The following is a 21,392-nucleotide window of genomic DNA, read 5'->3' on the forward strand; positions in this document are numbered from 1 at the left end:
CACGTATGTGGCGCAAGCTTTTGCTCAGGCAGAAAATCACGTGGATGGTGGTGGCGGTGTGCGCACTGATGTTGCTGCTGTTCGAAGGCGTGTTTTTAAAGACCCAGCAAGCCACGCTGCAAGGCCAGGCGCAGCGCTCACTGGACGGCCTGGCGGAAATGATTGCCTATGGCAGCGCCGCCCCCCTCACCTTCGACGATGTCGATGGCGGCAACCAGACGCTGAAGGCGCTGGCGTCCGTGCCGGAAGTGGTGCACGCGACGGTGCGCTATGCGGATGGCCGCGCGTTCGCCACCTACCAGGGCAAGGACGGCGCGGCGGCGGGCATGACCGCCAGCGCCGTGGTGCGCCAGAAAGGCGCCGAACTGGGCAAGGTGGAATTGCGCGCCACGCTGCGCTACGTCGACCAGGCGTTGTATGAAGCCATGCTGGTGGCGGGGGTTGCCGGGCTGGTGCTGTTGCTGCTGGTGGCGTACGTGGCCAGGCTGTCGGCGCAAAAGCTGTCGGCGCCGCTGCTGAAACTGGCGGCGCTGGCCAATGCGGTCGGCCAGGATGGCGATTACAGCCTGCGCGCGCCAAGCAGCGGCGCCGCCGACGAAGCGGGCCAGCTGGCCCGCCGCTTCAACCAGATGCTGGAACAGGTGCAGGCGCGCGACCTGGAACTGGCCAGCCACCGCGACCACCTGGAACAGGAAGTGGCGCGCCGCACCGGCGACCTGGTGCGGGCCCGCGATGCGGCCGAAGCCGCCAGCCGCGCGAAAAGCGAATTCCTCGCGATGATGAGCCATGAAATCCGCACCCCGCTCAATGGCGTGCTGGGCATGACGGATTTGCTGGCCAACACGGACCTGGACGAGCGGCAGCGGCGCTTTGTCCGCATCGTGCGCCGTTCCGGCGAGGATTTACTGGCCATCCTCAACGATATCCTGGACTTTTCCAAGATCGAAGCGGGCCGCTTCGAGCTGGACGAATGCGCCTTCAACCTGACACTGTTGCTGGAAAACGTGGCCGAACGCTATGCCCCTGTGGCGCATGGCAAGGGATTGGAACTGAGCTGCGCCGCGCCAACCCGCACGTTGATGTTGCGCGGCGACGCCAAGCGCCTCGGCCAGGTGCTGACGAACCTGGTCAGCAACGCCATCAAGTTCACGGAACGGGGCCAGGTGGTGCTGCGCGCCGAAGTCTCCGAGACTGGCGGCGACATGGCCACCATCCATTTCACCGTCACCGATACCGGGATCGGGATCCCGGCCGCCAAGCAGGCCGGCCTGTTCGAAGCGTTTACGCAGGCCGACAGTTCCACCACGCGGCGCTTTGGCGGAACCGGGCTGGGCTTGGCCATTTCACAGCGGCTGGTGGGCCTGATGGGCAGCGCCATCACCATGCGCAGCGAAGAAAACCGGGGCAGCGAATTTTCCTTCAAAGTGCAACTGCCGTGCTGCGAACCGGGCTGCAGCTCCAGCCACGACGATACGATGCTGGCGCCGATGCGCGTGCTGATCGTCGACGACAACAGCGTGAACCTGGAAATCCTGGCGGAGCAATTGCATTCGTGGGGTTGCCAGGTGGTGCAGGCGCACGACGTGCGGGGCGCACGCGCGGAACTGGGCAAGGCCGGCGCGCCGTTCGAACTGGTGGTGACGGACATGATGATGCCGGACGAGGATGGCGCCGGGCTGGTTGAATTCATGCAGCAGCAGCCGCACCTGGCGGCCATTCCCGTCATCATGCTCAGTTCCGCCGGCATGCAGTGGCATGGCGCCAGCGGCGGCCCCGTGCCGCAGGTACTAACCAAACCGGTGCGCCAGTCGGAGCTGTACAACGCGCTGTGCCAGGCGCTGCGCACCAACCAGGGTGGTCCCGCCCAGCGCGCCGGCAACGCCGCGCGCCAGCGCGTGCTGAAGTTGCAGGGCCGCGTGCTGCTGGCAGAAGACAACCTGGCCAACCAGGAAGTGGCGCTGGCCATGCTGCGCAATCTGGGCATCGAGGCCGAAGTGGCGGCCAATGGCGTGGACGTGATATCGCTGCTGGAACGCCAGCAGTTCGACCTGATCCTGATGGATTGCCAGATGCCGGTCATGGATGGCTTCCAGGCCACCGCCGCGATCCGCGCGGCCGAGGGGCCCGAGCGGCACCTGCCCATCGTGGCACTGACCGCCAACGCGGTGGCAGGCGACCGCCAGCGCTGCATCGACAGCGGCATGGATGAATACCTGTCGAAGCCGTTCACGCAAGATCAGCTGGGCGACATGCTGCGGCGCTGGCTGCAAACGGTGCAAGTGGCGCCACGCGACGATGCCGCTACCCCGTCGGCGGCGTCCACGCCGGTTGCGGCGCCGGACAAGGATGCCGACATCGATATGGAAGCGCTGGCCACCATCCGCCAGCTGCGTCCGGGGCTGCTGCCGCGGGTGCTCAACGCCTGGCTGTCCGAATCGCCCGGCCTGTATCAGGAGATAGTGGAAGCGGCGGCGCAAGGCGATGGCGGCGCCCTGTTCCGCGCCGCGCATACGCTGAAAAACAGTTCCGCCAATGTGGGGGCGCGCCAGTTGTCGCAGCTGTGCGCGGAACTGGAACAGCGGGGCCGCCACACCCAGCTGGAGGAAGTGGGCGATGCGATTGCCGAACTGGCGCTGCATTTCGACCGCACGCTGGCCGAACTCACCGCCATCCGCGACCGGGAGCAATGATGGAAGCGCGCGAACGGCAACTGATCCTGGTGGTCGACGATGAATTGTCGGCCCGGCTGCTGATGCGCGCCACCTTGGAAGAAGGCGGTTTCGACGTGGTCGAAGCGGGCACCGTCAAACAGGCGCTGTCGCTGTTCGAATCCACCGTGCCGGACCTGGTGATGCTGGACGTGGTGCTGCCGGACGGCGACGGCGTCGACCTGTGCGCCCGGCTGCGCGCCCTGCCCGCCGGCCGCGACGTGCCGATCGCCATGGTCACCGGCGTCAATGACGACTCGTCGATCCAGCGCGCCTACCAGTGCGGCGCGACGGATTTCATCACCAAGCCGATCAGCTGGGGCACGATGGCCAACCGCACCCGCTTCCTGCTGCGCGCCCACATGGCGATGCGGGAACTGGCGCTGTCGGCCATGCGAGCACGGTTGTCGGCCAAGGTGTTTGAGGCCTCCAACGACGCGATTGTCGTCAGCGATGCGCAAAATCGCATCGTCTCCGTCAACCGCGCGTTCGAATCCATCACCGGTTACAGCAAAGTGGACGTGCTGGGCCGGGATCCCGCGCTGCTGTTTGCCGATGTCGGCACCCGCATCCGCTACCAGACCATGTGGGAAAACCTGGACGCGGGCGGTTCGTGGCAAGGTGAATTATCGTGCCGCAAACAGGACGGCAGCCCATTCCCCGCATGGTTTTCCATCAGCCTGGCGCGCGACGCGGAGGGCCGGCCCGAACATTACATCGCCGTGTTTGCCGACATCACGGAACGCAAGGTGCAGGAACAGCGCATCGCCCACCTGGCGTTCCACGACGAACTGACGGGCCTCCCCAACCGCCGTCTGTTTTCCGACCGGCTGGCGGTGGCGCTGCTGCAGGCGCGGCGCGATGCCCATGCGCTGGCAGTGCTGTTCGTCGACGTCGACCGCTTCAAGAACATCAACGATTCGCTGGGCCATGCCAGCGGCGACGAATTGCTGAAACAAGTGGCGCAGCGGTTGCAGGACACGGTGCGCGCCGGGGACACCGTGGCGCGCATGGGCGGAGACGAATTCGTGCTGCTGTGCCCCGGCGGCGATTCCAAGGCCATCGCGGCCCGCGCGCAACGGATGCTGGACGAATTGGAGCAACCCTACCACGTGATGGGGATGGCGCTGCACGTGTCGTCCAGCATGGGCATCGCGTGCTATCCGGAAGACGGCGACACGGCCGATATCCTGGTGCGCAACGCCGATGCCGCCATGTACCTGGCCAAGGAACGGGGCCGCAACAATTTCCAGTTCTATGCGCCGGAACTGAACGCGGGCATCCTGGCCCGCCTGAAGCTGGAAATGGATCTGCGGGCTGCGCTGGACGCGGGCGAATTCGAATTGCACTACCAGCCAAAAATCAACCTCGCCAGCGGCGCGCTGCACGGCGTGGAAGCGCTGATCCGCTGGCGCAAGGATGGCGCCATGGTGCCGCCCGGCCAGTTCATTCCCGTGGCGGAGGAATCGGGCCTTATCGGCGCCATCGGCGACTGGGTGGTGCGCGAAGCGTGCCGTCAGCACCTGGCGTGGAAGCAGGCCGGCATGCCCGCGCTGCGGGTCGCCGTCAATGTCTCCGCCCGCCAGTTTTCACAACCGGGCTTTGCCGGCGCCATTGGCGAACTGGTGCGCGCCGAGGGCTGCATGCCGGATGCGCTGGAGCTGGAATTGACGGAATCCATGCTGATGACGGACGTGCAGCGCGCCACGCAGACACTGGCGGAACTGAAAACGCTGGGCTTTGCCGTGGCCATCGACGATTTCGGCACCGGCTTCTCATCGCTGAATTACCTGCGCCACTTCCCCGTCGACGTGTTGAAGATCGACCAGTCGTTCGTACGCGAATTGCTGGACGACCGCGCCGCGCTGGCCATCATTGAAGCCATCATTGCGCTGGCGGGCGCGCTGGGCATGACGACCGTGGCGGAAGGGGTGGAGACCGATGCGCAACGCACGCTGCTGGGTGAGCGGGGGTGCGAGGCGATGCAGGGGTACCTGGTGGCGCGGCCGATGCCGGCGGGCGAGTTGAGCGGATGGGTTGGCGCCTATCTTGCGCCCGGTTGATCAGGCAGCCGGCTAGCCGGCCTTCCTGCCAGCTGTCGCCAGGCGCTCCCAATCCTGCTTCGGCTGCAATCCAATCGCCAGGATAAAGTTTGCAAGTCCGCCATACAGCGACCACGGCGGCGTGGCCTTGCTGCCGGTCCAGGAGACATGGCTGCACTCAAAACATACTTCCATTGTGTCAAGCAGCTTGCCGTGAGCAAAGAAGTCAATCCTGTGGTGCGGCACAGGGATGCAAGCGGTAAATTCGTCCTGCGTCTTCGGGTTCAGCGACGCTATCGCCGACTTGAATTGCTCCTGCTGTGACTTCGTCAGCACTATCCGCTTGTACGTCAGTTCCTTTGATGGAAGCGGCTCGCCGGTCTTCGTATCGAAGAAGTCCATCTCTGACGAATGTTCGGTGACTGTAATCTGGTCGGCCCGCGCGATCAAGCTGCCCAAGTCCAGCAGATATTGCTTGCCTCCCTTCGTATCCGCCCGAGAATGATCGGTGCGTCCGTCGCGGTCACATCCCCCCAACATCATGAGTGCCAGCAATACAGTAACGAATGTCTTCATAGGCTTAAACGTGTGGTAAGTGGGGAATGCCGGCATCATGGGCATTTCATCGGCAGTTTTGAAGCCGTCCAACGCGACGGCTTGCCCAAACTTATTCGATAATTTCCCTCTGAAAGAGCGCAATCACATTATCCGTCTTGCCAGACCAGATACCCTGCATCAAGCCGGGCGTTAGCACTTGGACCAATAGCCACCCTTCCTGTCCCTCCTTGTTGAAAATGCCCGCGAAATCCGGCAAGTCGTATTTCTTTATGCCAGAGAAGAAGCCTTCCTTGGTTTGAATTTCCAGCGTCTTATATTCGTACTTTTTCATTTTTGGCGTTTCCTGAGGTTCGAGATCGGAAATATGTATGCTGAACGCAGAAGCCAAAGCCTTCTTGGTTTGCAACGACGCAGTGGCCTCTTTCTCTATGCGTTGTATGGTTCTCAAATTCACCCCGGCCGCCAACGCCAGTTCTTCCTGTGACCATGACTTTTTTGTCCGAAGGTCGAGAACCAATTCTGCATTTATTTTCATACGTACTCACGATCAGTTATGGGTTGAGGCAGGTGCATATTCGCCCCAAACTCAGGAAACTTTTACGACTAAACGACGACAGAAGCACGGCAATGTTACGACAGTTTTACGACAGTTGCCGCAGAAGCCTCCCAGTGCGCATACGCTGCGTCCATCAGCGGCTTGAGTCGCCGGTAATTCTCGTCCGAATACGCGACGTGAAATTCTGAAGGCAATGTGCCCTGCAGCGTGGCGCAATAGTCTTTCAGGTAGGCGCCCTTCTCGAAATCAAAGTAATGCATTGCAAAAGCATTTCCCTGCTCGGACAGCATGTCGCTGATCAAGCAACGGTCCCACCGGCCATACAGCTCGTGAATGGACATTCTCCCTTTCCGAAATCGTGACAGTTCATCGGCACATTCAGTCAGGAAAAATTCGCTCATCAGCTGATTTTCAATCAACCAGCGCAAAATGGGCACGGTGTGGTTGGACGCATGCTCGTCGGGCAAACCAAATTCCTCGATGCTCTCGTGGTGATACTTGGCTTTGTCGTAGACGTGTGGATTGCCCGGGTTTTCCGCTGAATGAGCTGTTTGACGTTTATCGGCGGCAAACCCGGAAGTGCGGAAACATACCGCATCGATCAGCACGCCGGCCAGAATACCGACCGCGTAGGCTGCGATATCGAACCACGAGAAGGTTGAGCCCAGGACCAGGTGGCCCAGTGTGGTGCTGCGGATTTCCTTGAGCCAGTCAGCTTGATAGAGCTGCGAGAATTCGACGACGCAGGACGTGGCGAGTGCAAGTATCGCGATACTTCGTGTGGAGGCGCGCGGCTTGCAGAACGCCAAGCCAAGGAAGACCATCAACGCCCACAGTGCGTCGCCGGGGTACTTGCCCAAGAGCGCCGGAAACAGCGAGGGGAACTTGCGCGAGGCCAGGCCAAGGGCGATGGCAGCCATGACACTGAAGAGAAGCCACAATCTGCTGCGCTTCATGTTGATGGGTTCCATTGAAGGCTCGCTCCTGAAGTTCTACTCATCTGCCGGGCCGCGCAGGAAAGGTATGTCGGGAAAGTACGCCGTGTAGGGTCACGTTGCCGGCGTAATCAAGGCATGGCGACGCCGGTGCAACGTTGCAACCGAGTAAAAAGATCGGGGCAAGTGATTTCATCGGGCCTGGTCTGAGAATTCGCTGGACTGCGCGGCTTGTCGCGTGGGTCCGATGAACCGCATGGTTCGTTTCGACACATATCGGCCCTCGATGATATCAAATTTACCATTTTCGAATAGTGTCGTTGTGCAGCATCCGGCGACTGCCAAGGGCGAGGTTGTGCACCATCTCAGATGTCTTTGAAGTTGAGCTACGCAAAGGCAACCAGATCGACCAGTATATGGCCAGCTGCCACAGGCCACAGCGTGCCAAGCAGAAAGTACCAAAAACAGGCGACAAGATTGGAAAAGAATGCGCCAATAATCACGTGTGGGCCTTGTTCCCAGTGCGCCACCGCGAATACTGTTGTGGCGAGGAGTGCAAAGGCGATCCTTGATGGGGCGGCGCGAACGTGGCGATACAGTAGCCAAGGCAGCCCGATAAAGAAGATGCTCTCGACAATTCCAGCGGTCACAGCAGAGTAAATCCAAATGACGCTGCCCATCAGGCCACTGGGGAAAACGCCGGGGAAGCTGAAATAGCTGGGCGGATGCCCAAGCAATGCCCAGGAAATATTCCGCGTTCCCACGAAGGCTATATACGTGGTAATAAATACCAATAGCGCCCCAACAATCAGTGCCTGCCAGCGATGTGGCGCTGTGTCCAAGCCATAGTGCTTTGGTAGTAGCGATGCCTTGCGAGCGAGAGCCGTCACGATAAGTGACGGCAACAATATCCACTGGCAAAGGTCAGCCAGCCAGAATGCCGGAACGCTGATTTTGGCGAGTGACGCCAAATAGAGGCCGTTGATCTGCCAGATTACGATAACTGGGAGCAAGGCCCATGTAATCGCGAATTGTTGGTGTCGCTCAAGTTGCACTGGTTATTGCCTCTAACGTTGCAGCGACGTCGCTCGGAACGAATTATTAAACTGCATATGCTTGGGAATTTTATTGCCACTCTGATCTCAGACTGGAAGCCTCCTCAGAAGTCATGCTGTGCGGCTTTCAATCGCATGCCCTTACGGCATGGAACTGAGGTGCCAGCACGGAGAACCACAGTAAGATCACGTTCAAATCCAGTTGCTCCGTTAAAAGCAGTTTCTATGGTTTTAAAGCCCTCTTTTTGGATGCACCAGTTCCAGAAAAACACTTCTGATCCATGCATCGCTATCGCCTCCACTCGAAACTCCCGACGCGACTCGAAGCGCGCCGTCCCATCAATAGCGGTAATCTGAGTGTCACGGCTCTTTTCAAAACCGTTTGGATATGATGTAGAAATTAATGCAACAGAGGCTCCCGGCACAGGATTATTAAGCTCGTCGAGTAACACAACCCTTGCGGAAGGCTGCAGTGTTTTTAAAACGGGATATGGAACGCAGCCCGAAATAATAGTTGCTGCTAGTAGTATCGATAATATTTTTCGCAGCATATTTCAATTCCGACGACCAATGAATCAGAGAATTCCCTGCGGCTCATTCGAAATCAGCCCATTTGCGGTAAACACAGAAGAGAATCAGCGCCGCACCAATCAAGCCCTGGAAAGGCGCCGTGCCCCCCAGTATTGCGAGATTGATTGCGAAAATTGCCAATGTATTTGCCAACAGCAGGTAGACACCCCAACGGCGCCACGTCCAGATCGCGACAATGGCCGCAACGTTTAACAGGCCCAGCACCCCCAGCAGCAGCACCCCACTGACGGCCCACGACGGCGCATTGGGCAAGTTGGCCGCAATACGGCTACTGCCTAGTATATTTACAACCGACACCAGTGCCGTCATGACGCCGAATAATGATAACAGGACGGAGAGAGCCTTACCCCGTTTCTTGGGAGCGACAGGAGTGTCAAGGGGCGTGTGCGCGTATGGAGATTGGGACATGTGAGATCTATTGTTGTCGGGTAGATTATACGGAGCGAAGCATCAATGATGGGAACTGTGCAACTTCTGCTCTGTGAGGAATATTTTTACAGAAGGCGATATCGCTAAGACGTAAAGGGTAATGGCCGGTACTGCGGCCACGGCCAGCATTGCCAGCGAATTCAGCGTAACCGCCAGAAAGACTGCATGGACCAGCGCAGAGCCGAACAATAGCAGAGAAAGAGTACGCGCCCACCGCTGGCCTTTGTACACGCAAGTGAATAATCCGATTGTAAGTGCTAACCGGACAGCGGTAGGCAGCGCCCGCTGAGAAGTTTCATTGAGCAGCAAGTCGAGCAGAAAGCATGCATCAATTGTGACGATAATGGCGAACATCGATAACAGCAAAATCTTTCCGCGTCTCATATTAAAAAAAATGAAATTATTATACAACTAACATAGACCTAACTGGCGCTGCGCGGCTTGTCGCGCAGCGTGCATGGGCGCCCAGTCACTTTCACGAAGAAGCTTGGCTAGTCATGAGAGATAACTTACTTGTTCACGGCGCAGGCAGGCATCCGTAGAAACTGGAAATTTGGCCTCGTCACGACCGCTACGGGTTTATCTTTCAATGATCTGCCCTATGCGCAAAAGGTTGCCATCGGGATCGACGACGGCAAATTCCCGCAAGCCCCACGCCTTGTTTTCAAGCCCATCCATGCGCGGCAGCCCGTGTCTCGGCAATTGCGCGGCTGAGAACTCGCGATAGATCTTCTCGACGTCGAGCACGCGGATGTAGCAGCCAGCAGATGACTGCTCGGGCTCCAGCTCGTTATGTGTGAAGAAGTGAAGCTCAATATCACCACGGCGCAAGATGCCGTATGCGCTGTTAAACTCATGAGGGCCACCGTCGAAACCAAGGCGCTTATAGAAGGCAGCCGTTTCAACGATTGAGCGGCTGGGCAAGGTTGGAATGGCGAGATCGTGTTTTTGCATTGCACACCTGAGTTGTTTAACGTAGAGCTAACCGGCGCTGCGCGGTCTGATCGCGCTGCGTCCAGCGACTGGAGGGAGCGAGGTTGAGCGTGCTGTTATGCATGTTTAGCTTGATGTACGTTGCCGGGCGCCGGGAAGCCTGTTCGTGACAGCAAGATACACGATCAGTGCCACGGAAAATAGGAAAAAGTACGCGCCATATGTGTTCCCGTATTCATAAGATTCCTCATGCGTGATCGTTGGATTGAAGTTCACCGAAAACTCGGCAAACAACATGGCAAGTGCTCCGTTCAGGAATACGACCCACAAGAGAGAAACGATTACCTTTTTCATCCTTGAGTTATCTCCAGCTTAAAGAACGGCATAACGTGTGCGATAACCGGCGGCTGGAGCGCGCAGCGTGGAGGCAGTCCAGTTGACCGCAGGGTTGGGCTTAGTGCGTAGGAAGTAGTGCATTTTTAGTCTTGTGCGAAACATACACAACGCTGCCAACGGGAACCTGCTCTTTCGTGCCAGTTGGGAAGCAAAGAACAACTCTCCAACGGCGATCCAGCGGCGCAGTTACGTCAAGAATTCTGAAATGTGTTTGTCGAAACTGAGCGAGCAGTTCACGCCGCCCACCTGGGGTTTCGATCAAAACCGTTTCTTCGACATTCGCCCAGCGTTCCGGCACAGAAAAGTCCGGCATCACAACTAGACCAATTCCCGAGAGCTGAAATTGATCGGTAACGGTCAGCAAGCTAGTTCGTTCCATACGTCCAACGTTCGAGGTAAGGGGCGGCTTGCGGCTTGCCGCAAACTTCCCCTTGACTGAGGGGTTAGGCAGCTGGCCAGTGTGAGCTAAGGCCGAAGGCATGACGACAAGCCTCTAAGGTCGGCGATCAGAACTTCCGTGAAACTACCAGAGTCTTTGGGCTCCTGCATTCCATCGTTGATGAACCAACACTTCGGATTGGCTTCGCTCATCGAGGCATCGAACCACGCTGCCATGTAGCCCTGGTGAGTAAAGAAGACGACATGCGAAGGAATGACTTTGTACTTCGAGTCGACTTCTTCCAGCAGATCCTTCAGCACTTCTTTGTTCGATTCAAGATCAGAGACAAACCAGTTCGAACCACGGAAGATCCCGTTGAAATCTTTGCCCATCCAGAGAAGGTACTCGCGATAGGCATTTGGGAGAGGGAAGCCGATGCTGTTTTCTAGCGCGGCCACCTCGGCCGCAGTTGCGCCGACGGGCTCTCCAAGGATGGGAGCAATCAGCTCAGCGTGAAGTCTTTTTGCATCGCCTAGCATGAGATGCCTAACGAGGCTGTATGAAAACCCGTCCAGCGCGCGCTTTCGCTGCCGCCGTCGCGATTTCATCAGTCATTGATGTTGTAAATACAATCATTCCGACAGTGTGCCGGAAAGTCGGTAGTGATGGCAAGCAACGGCAGCCCTGCAAGGTTTTTTTCTGCAGTTGCACCGGGTTAATTTCCATATCCGTGGTGCGCCAGCTTTTCGATGTTGTGCACCAAGCAGTACAGGTGCCATTGCGTGTTCACTTTGGCCTGCCCGCGCAAGGTGAACCGATCCAGCCGCTTGTTGGCCCGGAGGTTGCCAAATACCGGCTCCACGGTGGCCATGCGGCGACCATACAAGGCCCGCCCGCGTTCACTGTCGATGGCTTGCCGCATTCGATGCGTGTGAACTGCCCGCGGTAGTACTTTGGTGGGCTCTTTGTAAAAGAAGGCGACCTGCCGTACCGGCGTGCGCTCCGGATAACGCAGGCACTGCGCGCGCAACGTGCAGGGCATGCAGTCTTGTTTGGCGCCCGTGAATTTGTGATCAGTACGGCCCTTGACCTTGCACTGACTGCCGTTGCTGTAAAGCCGACGCCCGGCAGGGCAGGTGCAAGTCTGGTTTGCTGCGTCGTACTGGAAGTCTGCAGGCCGGAACAGCCTGGACTTGGTGGTACTTACTGTCTTGGTCTTGTCGTACGTACAGCGGATCTTGCAAAGCTTTGTACTTGGCCTGCTCCTTGAAGCGCTCATCACGCTTACGCATCATGCCATCGGCAATCAGGGCGGATATTCCTGCTTCGTGCAGTTCTTTCAAATTGGCTTCGCTGTGATAGCCGGCATCGGCGGTAATCATGGTCTCCTGGGTACGCAAGCCATCGGTGCTGCGCACCATTGGCAGTAAAGCGTTTTGTTCACTGCCTGAACCATGCGCCTGTGCCGCAACGATGATCTGGTGCTGGCTGTCGACTGCTGCGATCGCGGTATAGCCCTGCAATACGCCTTTTGATGTAGCCATCTTGGCGCTGTCGTTGTCTGTCACATTGCTTTTCCGGACGACGCCCTTGGTGCTCTTGCGCTCCTTCTGCGTCAACAGAAAATTGCGTATGCGTTGGGCCTCCGATTGCAAGCGTTCGATGCTGCGCTGGCGTGCCTGCGCTTCACTGTCAGCCGATTCAGTTTGCACATCGCGTTGACGATGGGTATCGAGCATCTTGGCTACCGCCTGCTCCATTCGGTCGGCCCGGTGCGCAAGTTCGTCGTGGGTGCCACTGCGGTGCTTGGAGGCGTTGCTTGACAGCTTGACGCCATCGATCGCGAACATATGCCGGCCAATCAAGCCCTGAGCGTCACAGGTCATCAGCACTTGCTGGAACAGCGCCGCAATTTCTTCACCCAGTTCACGGACAAATTTGGCGATGGTAGTGAACTGTGGAGTGTTGTCGCCGGAGATCGCGATAAACAAAACATTCTCGCGGCATGCGCGCTCGATGGCGCGACTTGAAACCATGCCCCGGCTATACGCTAGCAGGACAATTTTAAGCATCACAGCTGGGTCATAAGCCGGGGCGCCAGTTTCATCATTGCGATACCGGGCAGCCAGTCCTGCGAGGTCGAGCTCATGATCGACCAGATAGTCGAGCGCATATTCAAAACTACCGGGCTGAATCTGAGCTTCGAGCACCACCGGCAGAAAGCGGGGGCTGCGGTCAATTTCCTTGAATCGTGCCATCGCATTTCTCCGCCAATGCACATGCGGAATTAACGCGGAGATGCAGTGTGCCGTTTACTGGCAGGACTAAAAATACAGCCTCAACGTTTGAAGTAACCGGCGCGCTTTGGCGCGTCCGAGTTGACTGAGATGTTAGAGCGTATCACATTGATTCATCCATTCCCAACGGCCCCACGCTCGCTCGTACATGTCACGCAATTCCTTTGCGATATTCGGCCAAGCAACGGCCTTTTCACTTTCTTCGAGATCCCACATCAAATTCTCTGCATAGGAAACGTCCACTAGCCTTCGAATTACCTCAGTGCCGTTTCGACATTCCGCCGCAATGAATCCAGTGTGCTCCTTCACCAAGTTCCAGTCTCGCGCGCGAACCGCTTCCGTCGTTCGATCAGCGAAGGCCTCCATCCAAATGTGAGGAGAATCATCCAATAGATCATCCCAGCCACGCTCGCGCAGCCAACCATCGGTGCGATTGGCCTCCTCTGGGAATCGTTCACGAACTCGGGCAACAACACCCTTTTCATCCGGATAAACTTCGCTCATTGCACTTGCACTCTAACGTAGAATTCAGCCGCGCCGCAGGCGTCGTCTGCAATGAAAGGTTGGGCCCATTTTGTTCAAATACCTCATGCCCTTCGCTAAAGAATATGCCAAGCTTTAAGTTCATTTTCAACAGCGGAGATGAAGCGGAAACAGGCTTCACGATCAAGAAGTTTTCCCTCATGCGCAAGGTCGTTGCGCTCGCCTCTTCCGTTGTCAACGCAATCATAGTCTTTCCAAGGAATCACTCCGCAAGATGCGATCATCCTTGTACCCAGACTCGGCTTACCAGAAGGCTTTGGCACCGTCCCTTGTTCGACAAGCTCTTCAAGAACTTGATCGAGAACACCATACGCCAGCAGTAATGGCAGGTTGAAGAAACTTTCGGGAGGTGTTTCGTTAATAAATGAACCACATGAGCTCATATATTGACTATGCGAGTTGGAACAAAAGCGTGTCACAACCGCCCACTGCTGACGTAGCGAAAGGATAATAGTTGGATTCGAGATCATTGTGTGCCCAACGTGATGGCAAGCGGCTGGCCGCCCGGAACAAAAAGAGACCTGCGTCGCATTCGGCCAGTCCGACTCGACCTACTTGTTAGCATATCACGGCTCTGCTTCTCCAACGCAGTACCAACACTTCAGGCCCTCACTTCGAGCCGCCGTGGCCAGGCCTTCATCGGCGGTGACTAGTACCGTTTGCGAATCATTCACGAGATGTGAATAATACCCGTCTTTAACGCTGATTATCTGGAACGCATCTGAAAGATCCAGAGAATAACGATCGGACAGTTCACGTACCTTTGAAAATACAAGTGCGTCATGAATGTCAACTTCCTTCGCATACCGCGTATTGAAAGAAAACCAAGCAGCCATTTTAAATGCGGCATCATGATATTGCTGCTTAGTGAGCTGATGTCGATACATCCATTTGACTTTAAGCACGCCCAATGCCTCGTAAAAACAAAATGAGGTCGTGTATTTTGTGGGGGAGCGGTTATCCCAATAGTCGCGGACGAGATCGCTGCCATCTTCGTCCGTGAACACCTTTACCAACGCGGATGCATCAAAACAATTTGCACGAGGAGGTGGTCGCATTTTTCGCTAAGGTGATGTAGACGCCCCATCCGGTGCCCCCTCCCCCGACAAAGTCTTGAGATTCCACACAGAAGGCCAGCGCCTTTTCTTTATTATCAAATAGTTACTCCACTTTATCACACCCGAAACCTAAAACCCAACCCCACCTCGGAGGCCGCATGGACCCAGCCAAGCCGAAGTTACTGGACCAAGTACGGGATCGCATCAGGTTCAAGCATTACAGCATCCGCACGGAAGCGTGCTACCTCGACTGGATACGCCGCTACATCCGCTTCCATAATCGCCGGCACCCCACCACGCTGGATGCAGCACATGTAACGGCTTTTCTGACACACCTCGCGGTCAACGGCAAAGTAGCGGCCTCTACGCAAAATCAGGCCCGCAGCGCCCTGCTTTTCCTCTACAAGGAAGTACTGAATATCGAACTGCCCTGGCTGGATGGCGTCGTCAATGCCAAGGTTCCGCAGCGCTTGCCTGTGGTGCTGACCACGGACGAGGTCAAAAGCATCCTCGATCGCGTCGAAGGGACGCCCGGATTGATGCTCAGGCTGATCTACGGCAGCGGCATGCGCATCATGGAATGCATGCGCTTGCGCGTCAAAGACATTGACTTCACCCGTCATGAAATTCTCGTCAGGGAGGGCAAAGGCAACAAGGATCGCGTCACCATGCTACCGGTTTCGATAACGGTGCAGTTGCGCCAGCATTTACTGCGCGTGCAGGCCTTGCATAACGACGATCTCGCCGAAGGGTATGGCGAGGTGTATCTTCCCACCGCGCTGGCCCGAAAATACCCAGATGCGGCTCGGGAATGGGGATGGCAATATGTTTTCCCATCGATTAAGCGCTCCGCCGATCCGCGCTCGGACGCCATCCGCCGCCATCACGCGGATGAGAAAGCTCTGCAGCGCGCCATGCGCCAGGCTGTGCGCGATGCCCACATAGCCAAGCCCGCCACGCCGCATACATTGCGCCATTCCTTCGCCACCCATTTACTACAAGCCGGCTACGATATCCGCACCGTGCAGGAATTGCTCGGCCATCAGGACGTCAGCACAACCATGATCTACACCCATGTGCTGAACCGGGGCGGACGCAGTGTCATCAGCCCGCTGGATCAGGGGCCGCATTCACCGCTGGGCTGAACTCCGCGCCAGCCCCGTCACTCAATGCGCCGTCGGCAACGCATCCCCAAACCACCGCTCCAGCGCCAGCCGCTCGAACACTTCGCGCACCGCATCGCTGTGATGCACGAGCCGCAGTTCCCGGCTTTCATCGCGCGCCATCAGCTTGGCCAGAATCAGCACCTGGATTCCCGCGCTGTCGATTTCCGTCACGCCAGCCAGGTCCACTTCCAGCACGGCGCAACGCGTCAGTTCCGTTTGCAGCAGAGACTTCACTTCCGCCGCGCGGTAAATGCTCAGCTCACCGTCGAGTGCGATGTAGCCGATGTCCATGCCGCCACTGATTTCAATGCCGTCTTCGTCGACGGTCGACATGGCCCGTGCATTCATGGCAGCACCAGCTTTTGAATGGCGCCCAGCAGCACGTCCGGCTTGAACGGCTTCGTCACCCATGCGCGGGCGCCGGCGGCCTGCCCTTCTTTCTTTTTCGCTTCCTGCGATTCCGTGGTCAGCATGATCACAGGCGTGAACTTGTAGTTCGGCAGTTGCTTGATCTCCTTGACGAAGGTGATGCCATCCATGACCGGCATGTTGACGTCACAGACAACGAGGTTGACTTTCTGCGCCGGCAGCTTGCAGAGGGCATCGGAGCCGTCCACTGCTTCCACCACGTCATAGCCAGCGCCTTTCAGCGCAATCCCCACCACTTGCCGCAGCGAGGCCGAATCGTCGATCACCATGATGGTTTTTGCCATACTTTCCTCCCGGAGATTACGTCTACCAAACCGGACGGCGCTGCACCGCGCCCTCCGCCTTTCCTGCCCTGCTAAAACCTGGCGAAATGCGCCTCATCCGGACCAGGCGCCACGATGCCCTTGGAACTATCGTTGTTGCGCCGTACGGGCGCGCGCGGCGCCGTGACTTTGCGCACCAGTTGCGCCACTTGGCCATGGATGCCCGAATCGATCTTGAAGAAACTCATGGTGCGCTGCAATTGCTCGGCCTGCCCGCTCATTTCCTCGGCGGTGGCCGCCAATTCTTCGGAACTGGCCGCGTTCTGCTGCGTGGCCTGCGACAGTTGCTGCACCGCGCCGTTGATCTGCGCGACGCCCGCCGACTGCTCCTCGGAGGCCGCCGAGATTTCCTGCACCAGATCCGACGTGCGCTTGATGTTTGGCACCATCTGGCCCAGCAACTGGCCGGCCCGTTCCGCCAGTTGCACGCTGCTGCTGGCGACTTCGCCGATTTCCGCTGCCGCCACCTGGCTGCGCTCGGCAAGCTTGCGCACCTCGGCCGCCACCACGGCAAAGCCCTTGCCATGCTCGCCCGCGCGGGCCGCCTCGATGGCCGCGTTCAGCGCCAGCAAGTTGGTCTGATAGGCAATGTCGTCGATGATGCCGATCTTGTTGGCAATCTGTTTCATCGCGGCAGCGGTGGCATTGACCGCTTCGCCGCCCTCGGCGGCTTCCTGCGACGCCTTGGTTGCCATGCCATCGGTGACCTTGGCGTTTTCCGTGTTTTGCGAAATCGACGCCGTCATCTGTTCCAGCGACGCGCTGGTTTCCTCCACGCTGGCCGCCTGCTCGGACGATGCCTGCGACAGCGATTGCGCCGTGGCGCTGACCTCTTCCGAAGCGCTGGCCAGCGACTGGGCACCCTGGTTAACCTCAGTCACTACCTGCAACAGCTTCGACACCGTGTTATTGGCAAACGATTTCAGTTCGCCAAAGCTGCCTTCATATTGCTTGTCGACGGTCTGGCTCAAATCCCCTTCGGCCAACGCGCCCATCACGCGCACCACGTCGTCGATCGATGCGCCGGTCGTGGCCATCAGCTGGTTCAGGCCCTCCCCCAGCTCATTCTGGAATCCCTGCAAACCGGTCAGGTCGATACGGGTCGTGAAATTGCCCCGGTTGGCGGCATCCACCACGCGCTTTTGCGCTTCGATCACGTGATTGAGCTTGCCGACAGTATTGTTCGCGTATTTCTTCAGCTCGTCGAACGCCCCTTCATAAGGCTTGTCGATGGTCTGCTTCAAATCGCCGGCCGACACCGCGCCCATCACGCGCACCACGTCCGCCACGCTGGCGCCGGTGGTGGCCATCAGCAGGTTCAAGCCTTCGCCAAGCTCTTTCTGGAAGCCCTGCAATCCGTTCAGGTCCACGCGTACGTCGAAATTGCCGCGGTTGGCCGCATCCACCGCCCGCTTCTGGCCGTCGACCACCTGGCTCAGCTTGCTCGCCATGTTGCGCATCGCATTGAGCAGCTGGCCTGTTTCGTCGGTGGATTTCGACTCGACGTTAATGTTCAGGTCCCCCGCCGCCAGCTTGCCGGCGGCTTCCATCGCCTGGATCACCGGGACGGTGACGCTGCGGCTGATGAACCATCCCAGCAGAATCCCTGCCAGCGTCGCGCCAACAATGGTGCCGATCATCAGGTTGCGGCTGGTTTCATACATCACGGTGGTATCGGTGGATGCCTGTTTGGCGCGCTCTTCCTTCGCCACCGTCAAGTCCGTCAACAGATCGTCGAGCACGTTGGCGGCCGCGGAGACATTGGCCAGGGCCTGCGCCAGCGTGTCGTCGCGCTTTTGCAAATCCCGGGTGGAGATCATCTGGATCACCGTGCTATTGAGGCGCACGTATTCATCGAGCGCCTTGGTTGCGTTAGAGAACAATTGCTTGCCGCGCTCGGTCACGAACAAGGGGCGCGCCTTGTCCAGGTAATCCTTCATCGTCGCCAGTGCCTTATTGGCGGTTTCAAGCTGCTTGTTGCGCTCTTCCGTCGTGCTGGCAAGCAGCGCGTTCGAGCGGGCGCGGCCGACGTAAATCAGGTTGATGTTGGCTTCCTTGATGTATGACAGCCCCATCAATTCATGGTCGTACATGCGGTCGGCCGCTTCGTTGATCTTGCCGGCGTTGGTGATCCCCACCACGCCAACCACGATGCTGAAGGCCGCGATCAGGACAAAGCCACCGATCAGTTTGATACCAATTTTCAGGTTTGCGAACATGCTTGACTCCTCTGTCAGAACCGCGCGAAATGGCTTTCATCAACTTCCGGATAGGTCGCGCTTTTTGCCACCTGCGGCTCCGCATTCCGCCGCACGGTTGCGCGAGGCGCGGTGCCCTTGCGCAAAGTCAAATGCGGCGGGTGACCATGCATGCCCGACTCCACCTTGAAGAAGCCCATCGTACGCTGCAGCTGCTCGGCCTGCCCGCTCATTTCCTCGGCGGTCGCCGCCAGTTCTTCCGAGCTGGCCGAGTTTTGCTGCGTGGTCTGCGACAGTTGCAGCACGGCGGCATTGATTTGCGCCACGCCGGACGATTGCTCATCGGATGCGGCGGAAATTTCCTGGACCAGGTCCGACGTGCGCTTAATATTCGGCACCATCTGGCCCAGCAACAAGCCGGCCCGTTCCGCCAGTTGCACACTGCTGGTGGCGACTTCGCCGATTTCCGCTGCCGCCACCTGGCTGCGTTCGGCCAGTTTGCGCACTTCGGCCGCCACCACGGCGAAGCCTTTGCCGTGTTCCCCGGCGCGGGCCGCTTCGATGGCGGCGTTCAGCGCCAGCAAATTGGTCTGGTATGCGATGTCGTCAATGATGCCAATCTTGGCGGCGATCTGCTTCATGGCCGCCGCCGTCGAGTTCACGGCTTCACCGCCCTCGGCCGCTTCCTGCGCGGCCTTGGTGGCCATGCCATCGGTGACTTTCGCGTTTTCCGTGTTCTGCGAAATCGACGCCGTCATCTGTTCCAGCGACGCGCTGGTTTCCTCCACGCTGGCCGCCTGTTCGCTGGACGCCTGCGACAAGGCTTGCGCCGTGGCGGACACTTCCTCGGAAGCGCTGGCCAGCGAATGGGCGCCCTGGTTGACTTCAGTGACTACCTGCAGCAACTTGGCGACCGTATTGTTGGCATACGATTTCAGTTCGCCGAAACTGCCTTCGTAGTGCTTGTCGATGGACTTGCTCAGATCGCCATCGGCCAGCGCCCCCATCACGCGCACCACGTCGTCGATCGATGCGCCCGTGGTCGCCATCAACTGGTTCATGCCGTCACCCAGTTCCTTCTGGAACCCTTTCAAACCCGATGCATCGATGCGGGACGTAAAGTCGCCATGATTGGCCGCCTCCACCACGCGGCGCTGGCCTTCGATCACGATGTTGAGCTTGCTGACCGTGCTGTTGGCATAGGTCTTCAGGTTGCCGTAGGCGCCTTCATATTGACGGGAAATGGTCTGGCTCAAATCGCCTTCGGAAATCGCGCCCATCACGCGGCCCACGTCGTCGATGACGAGATTGAGTTTGCCGATGGTGCTGTTGGTATAGGTTTTTAACTGGTCGAACGCACCCTCGTACGGCTTGTCGATGGTCTTGCTCAAGTCGCCTTCGGAGACGGCGCCCATGACGCGCACCACGTCCGCCACGCTGGCGCCGGTGGTAGCCATCAACTGGTTCAGGCCGTCGCCCAGTTCCTTCTGGAAGCCCTGCAAGCCGTCGGTATCGACGCGCGCGCTGAAGTCGCCCTTGTTGGCAGCCGCAACCGCGGCCTTTTGTCCTTCGACCACCTGGTTCAGCTTGCCCACCATGCTGCCCATCGCGTTCAGCAATTGCCCGGTTTCATCGCGGCCGCCTTGCGCCACTTGCACGCCGACATCGCCCGCTTCCAGCCGCCTGGCCACGTGCACTGCTTCGCGCAGCGGACGGGTGATGCCGATGGTAATCAGGGCTGCGATGATGAGCGAAAGCAATACAGCCACGGCTGCCACCGTGATCACCAGCGTACGGGTGCTGGTATAGGCTTCGGCGGCGGCGTCGCCGGCCTGGTCCATCAATTCTGACTGGTATTGCGCCAGCGCTTCCAGCGCAGTCCAGAAGGCTTCATTGGCAGGAACAATTTCCGTGCGCAGATACTCCGCGGCGGCCTTGCGGTCGCTCTTGGCCAGCGCATAAAACGGTTCATATCGGGGTTCAACAACGGCGCGCTTTTCATTGGCATCTTTCAGCAATTGCCGGCCACGGTCGAGGGTGACCATTTTTTGCAATTTGCCCAGCGCTTCCGCCATTTCCGTGCGGTTGGTTTCCGCCGCGCGGCGCGCTTTTTCCGCGTCCGCGTCACTGGTGGCAATCAGCATGTTGCGGAACTGGCGCGCATTATCGAGGGAATTTTTGACGATTTCCTGCACCAGCACGTATTTGACGTAGCGGTCGTCCAGGATCAGTCTGGTTTGGTCATTGACGCTGGCCAGCCGTTGTACCGAGACAACAGCCAATATCAGCAACAACACAACAACACTGCCAAACCCCAACCCTAGCCTGCCGGCTATCTTCAAATTCTTGAACATAATGATGTCCCTGTTAAGCACAGCGCCTGAAAAACCGACGCCATGTGTTGGCATCGTTAGGAGGAGTAACAGGGGACGCGGGGTTTGGGCGGCCTATGGTTTCCGGCGAAATCTTATTCCAGAAAGCAACTCCTGGAATTCATTATGCACATTGATACAGCTCAAAAATCTATCGAAATGTCACACCCGGGGTGGTGCTGCATTCAAACCAGCTTATTGGCAGGAATCAGCCACCACCCCAGTTGTTCGCGGATACGCTCTGGTGCCGGTGGCGGCGAATGCTCTGCGCGGCGCTGCTGCATCAGGGCGCGGACGGCTTCCTTGGAAGGATGCGTGGTATGGGTGGTTTGCTGGCTCATGATTGCCTCCTGCGTAGTCACCGTATTGCTGCGGTACGGAGACATGGTGCGCCGGGGCAGCACTGCGATATGCGTGAAACAAG

The 21,392-nt window shown here is 58.3% G+C and carries 24 protein-coding genes; 3 read left to right on the plus strand and 21 right to left on the minus strand.

Going from position 1 to position 21,392, the window contains the following annotated elements; all coding sequences use genetic code 11:
* Positions 1 to 5: 5 nt before the first annotated feature.
* Together GJ700_RS00545 and GJ700_RS00550 are read left to right on the plus strand one after the other, a co-directional pair.
* Positions 6 to 2,690, plus strand: a complete 2,685-nt coding sequence (locus tag GJ700_RS00545; RefSeq protein ID WP_154370709.1) for a response regulator — start codon at positions 6 to 8, stop codon at positions 2,688 to 2,690.
* On the plus strand, positions 2,687 to 4,771 hold the full coding sequence (locus GJ700_RS00550) for a putative bifunctional diguanylate cyclase/phosphodiesterase (RefSeq protein WP_154370710.1): 2,085 nt from the start codon (positions 2,687 to 2,689) through the stop codon (positions 4,769 to 4,771). Before GJ700_RS00545 ends, GJ700_RS00550 begins: the two co-directional genes overlap by 4 nt.
* Before the next feature lie 12 nt (positions 4,772 to 4,783).
* Here GJ700_RS00550 and GJ700_RS00555 read toward each other — a convergent pair whose 3' ends face one another.
* The 16 genes from GJ700_RS00555 to GJ700_RS00625 form a co-directional block, all read right to left on the minus strand.
* On the minus strand, positions 4,784 to 5,365 hold the full coding sequence (locus GJ700_RS00555) for a hypothetical protein (RefSeq protein WP_154370711.1): 582 nt from the start codon (positions 5,363 to 5,365) through the stop codon (positions 4,784 to 4,786).
* A gap of 52 nt (positions 5,366 to 5,417) precedes the next feature.
* Positions 5,418 to 5,843, minus strand: coding sequence for a DUF4177 domain-containing protein (locus tag GJ700_RS00560; RefSeq protein ID WP_154370712.1), 426 nt, complete (start codon positions 5,841 to 5,843; stop codon positions 5,418 to 5,420).
* Positions 5,844 to 5,938: 95 nt separating this feature from the next.
* The gene (locus tag GJ700_RS00565; protein WP_229506713.1) at positions 5,939 to 6,835 is read right to left on the minus strand and encodes a ribosomal maturation YjgA family protein; all 897 of its coding nucleotides are present in this window, start codon (positions 6,833 to 6,835) and stop codon (positions 5,939 to 5,941) included.
* Between the two features lie 350 nt (positions 6,836 to 7,185).
* Positions 7,186 to 7,854, minus strand: coding sequence for a CPBP family intramembrane glutamic endopeptidase (locus GJ700_RS36210; RefSeq protein WP_154370713.1), 669 nt, complete (start codon positions 7,852 to 7,854; stop codon positions 7,186 to 7,188).
* A gap of 104 nt (positions 7,855 to 7,958) precedes the next feature.
* On the minus strand, positions 7,959 to 8,405 hold the full coding sequence (locus GJ700_RS00575; protein WP_154370714.1) for a carboxypeptidase regulatory-like domain-containing protein: 447 nt from the start codon (positions 8,403 to 8,405) through the stop codon (positions 7,959 to 7,961).
* Between the two features lie 43 nt (positions 8,406 to 8,448).
* Positions 8,449 to 8,754: a hypothetical protein gene (locus tag GJ700_RS00580; RefSeq protein ID WP_154370715.1), complete on the minus strand. Its 306-nt coding sequence runs from the start codon at positions 8,752 to 8,754 to the stop codon at positions 8,449 to 8,451.
* 141 nt (positions 8,755 to 8,895) lie between these two features.
* Positions 8,896 to 9,228 (minus strand): hypothetical protein, encoded by a 333-nt coding sequence (locus GJ700_RS00585; RefSeq protein WP_154370716.1) that lies wholly within the window; start codon positions 9,226 to 9,228, stop codon positions 8,896 to 8,898.
* 225 nt (positions 9,229 to 9,453) lie between these two features.
* Positions 9,454 to 9,828, minus strand: a complete 375-nt coding sequence (locus GJ700_RS00590; protein ID WP_154370717.1) for a bleomycin resistance protein — start codon at positions 9,826 to 9,828, stop codon at positions 9,454 to 9,456.
* Positions 9,829 to 9,933: 105 nt separating this feature from the next.
* The gene (locus GJ700_RS00595; RefSeq protein WP_154370718.1) at positions 9,934 to 10,161 is read right to left on the minus strand and encodes a hypothetical protein; all 228 of its coding nucleotides are present in this window, start codon (positions 10,159 to 10,161) and stop codon (positions 9,934 to 9,936) included.
* A gap of 100 nt (positions 10,162 to 10,261) precedes the next feature.
* Complete coding sequence (locus GJ700_RS00600; protein ID WP_154370719.1) at positions 10,262 to 10,567, minus strand: hypothetical protein; 306 nt, start codon at positions 10,565 to 10,567, stop codon at positions 10,262 to 10,264.
* A gap of 101 nt (positions 10,568 to 10,668) precedes the next feature.
* On the minus strand, positions 10,669 to 11,190 hold the full coding sequence (locus tag GJ700_RS00605) for an SMI1/KNR4 family protein (protein ID WP_154370720.1): 522 nt from the start codon (positions 11,188 to 11,190) through the stop codon (positions 10,669 to 10,671).
* 107 nt (positions 11,191 to 11,297) lie between these two features.
* Positions 11,298 to 11,768, minus strand: coding sequence for a transposase (locus GJ700_RS35160; RefSeq protein ID WP_229506748.1), 471 nt, complete (start codon positions 11,766 to 11,768; stop codon positions 11,298 to 11,300).
* Positions 11,656 to 12,840, minus strand: a complete 1,185-nt coding sequence (locus tag GJ700_RS00610; protein WP_229506714.1) for a transposase — start codon at positions 12,838 to 12,840, stop codon at positions 11,656 to 11,658. Before GJ700_RS00610 ends, GJ700_RS35160 begins: the two co-directional genes overlap by 113 nt.
* Positions 12,841 to 12,972: 132 nt before the next feature.
* The gene (locus tag GJ700_RS00615; RefSeq protein ID WP_154370721.1) at positions 12,973 to 13,383 is read right to left on the minus strand and encodes a DUF7674 family protein; all 411 of its coding nucleotides are present in this window, start codon (positions 13,381 to 13,383) and stop codon (positions 12,973 to 12,975) included.
* Positions 13,384 to 13,478: 95 nt separating this feature from the next.
* Positions 13,479 to 13,892, minus strand: coding sequence for a hypothetical protein (locus GJ700_RS00620; RefSeq protein WP_154370722.1), 414 nt, complete (start codon positions 13,890 to 13,892; stop codon positions 13,479 to 13,481).
* A 96-nt stretch (positions 13,893 to 13,988) separates the two neighbouring features.
* Positions 13,989 to 14,480: a type II toxin-antitoxin system VapC family toxin gene (locus GJ700_RS00625; RefSeq protein ID WP_154370723.1), complete on the minus strand. Its 492-nt coding sequence runs from the start codon at positions 14,478 to 14,480 to the stop codon at positions 13,989 to 13,991.
* Between the two features lie 158 nt (positions 14,481 to 14,638).
* Between GJ700_RS00625 and GJ700_RS00630 the strand changes: the two genes are divergently transcribed.
* A complete protein-coding gene (locus GJ700_RS00630; protein ID WP_154370724.1) occupies positions 14,639 to 15,625 on the plus strand; it encodes an integron integrase in 987 nt (328 codons plus the stop codon).
* A 21-nt stretch (positions 15,626 to 15,646) separates the two neighbouring features.
* On the opposite strand, the gene GJ700_RS00635 is transcribed toward GJ700_RS00630, so the two are convergent.
* The 5 genes from GJ700_RS00635 to GJ700_RS34900 form a co-directional block, all read right to left on the minus strand.
* On the minus strand, positions 15,647 to 15,994 hold the full coding sequence (locus tag GJ700_RS00635; protein WP_308700634.1) for an STAS domain-containing protein: 348 nt from the start codon (positions 15,992 to 15,994) through the stop codon (positions 15,647 to 15,649).
* The gene (locus tag GJ700_RS00640) at positions 15,991 to 16,359 is read right to left on the minus strand and encodes a response regulator (RefSeq protein WP_154370725.1); all 369 of its coding nucleotides are present in this window, start codon (positions 16,357 to 16,359) and stop codon (positions 15,991 to 15,993) included. Before GJ700_RS00640 ends, GJ700_RS00635 begins: the two co-directional genes overlap by 4 nt.
* A 71-nt stretch (positions 16,360 to 16,430) precedes the next feature.
* Positions 16,431 to 18,617, minus strand: coding sequence for a HAMP domain-containing methyl-accepting chemotaxis protein (locus GJ700_RS00645; RefSeq protein WP_154370726.1), 2,187 nt, complete (start codon positions 18,615 to 18,617; stop codon positions 16,431 to 16,433).
* A 14-nt stretch (positions 18,618 to 18,631) separates the two neighbouring features.
* Positions 18,632 to 21,004 (minus strand): methyl-accepting chemotaxis protein, encoded by a 2,373-nt coding sequence (locus GJ700_RS00650; protein WP_154370727.1) that lies wholly within the window; start codon positions 21,002 to 21,004, stop codon positions 18,632 to 18,634.
* Between the two features lie 149 nt (positions 21,005 to 21,153).
* Entirely contained in the window at positions 21,154 to 21,309 is a 156-nt protein-coding gene (locus GJ700_RS34900) for a hypothetical protein (protein WP_195763730.1), read from the minus strand.
* Positions 21,310 to 21,392: the final 83 nt, after the last annotated feature.

The sequence above is a fragment of the Pseudoduganella rivuli genome (assembly GCF_009674485.1).
Lineage (GTDB): Bacteria > Pseudomonadota > Gammaproteobacteria > Burkholderiales > Burkholderiaceae_D > Rugamonas > Rugamonas rivuli_B.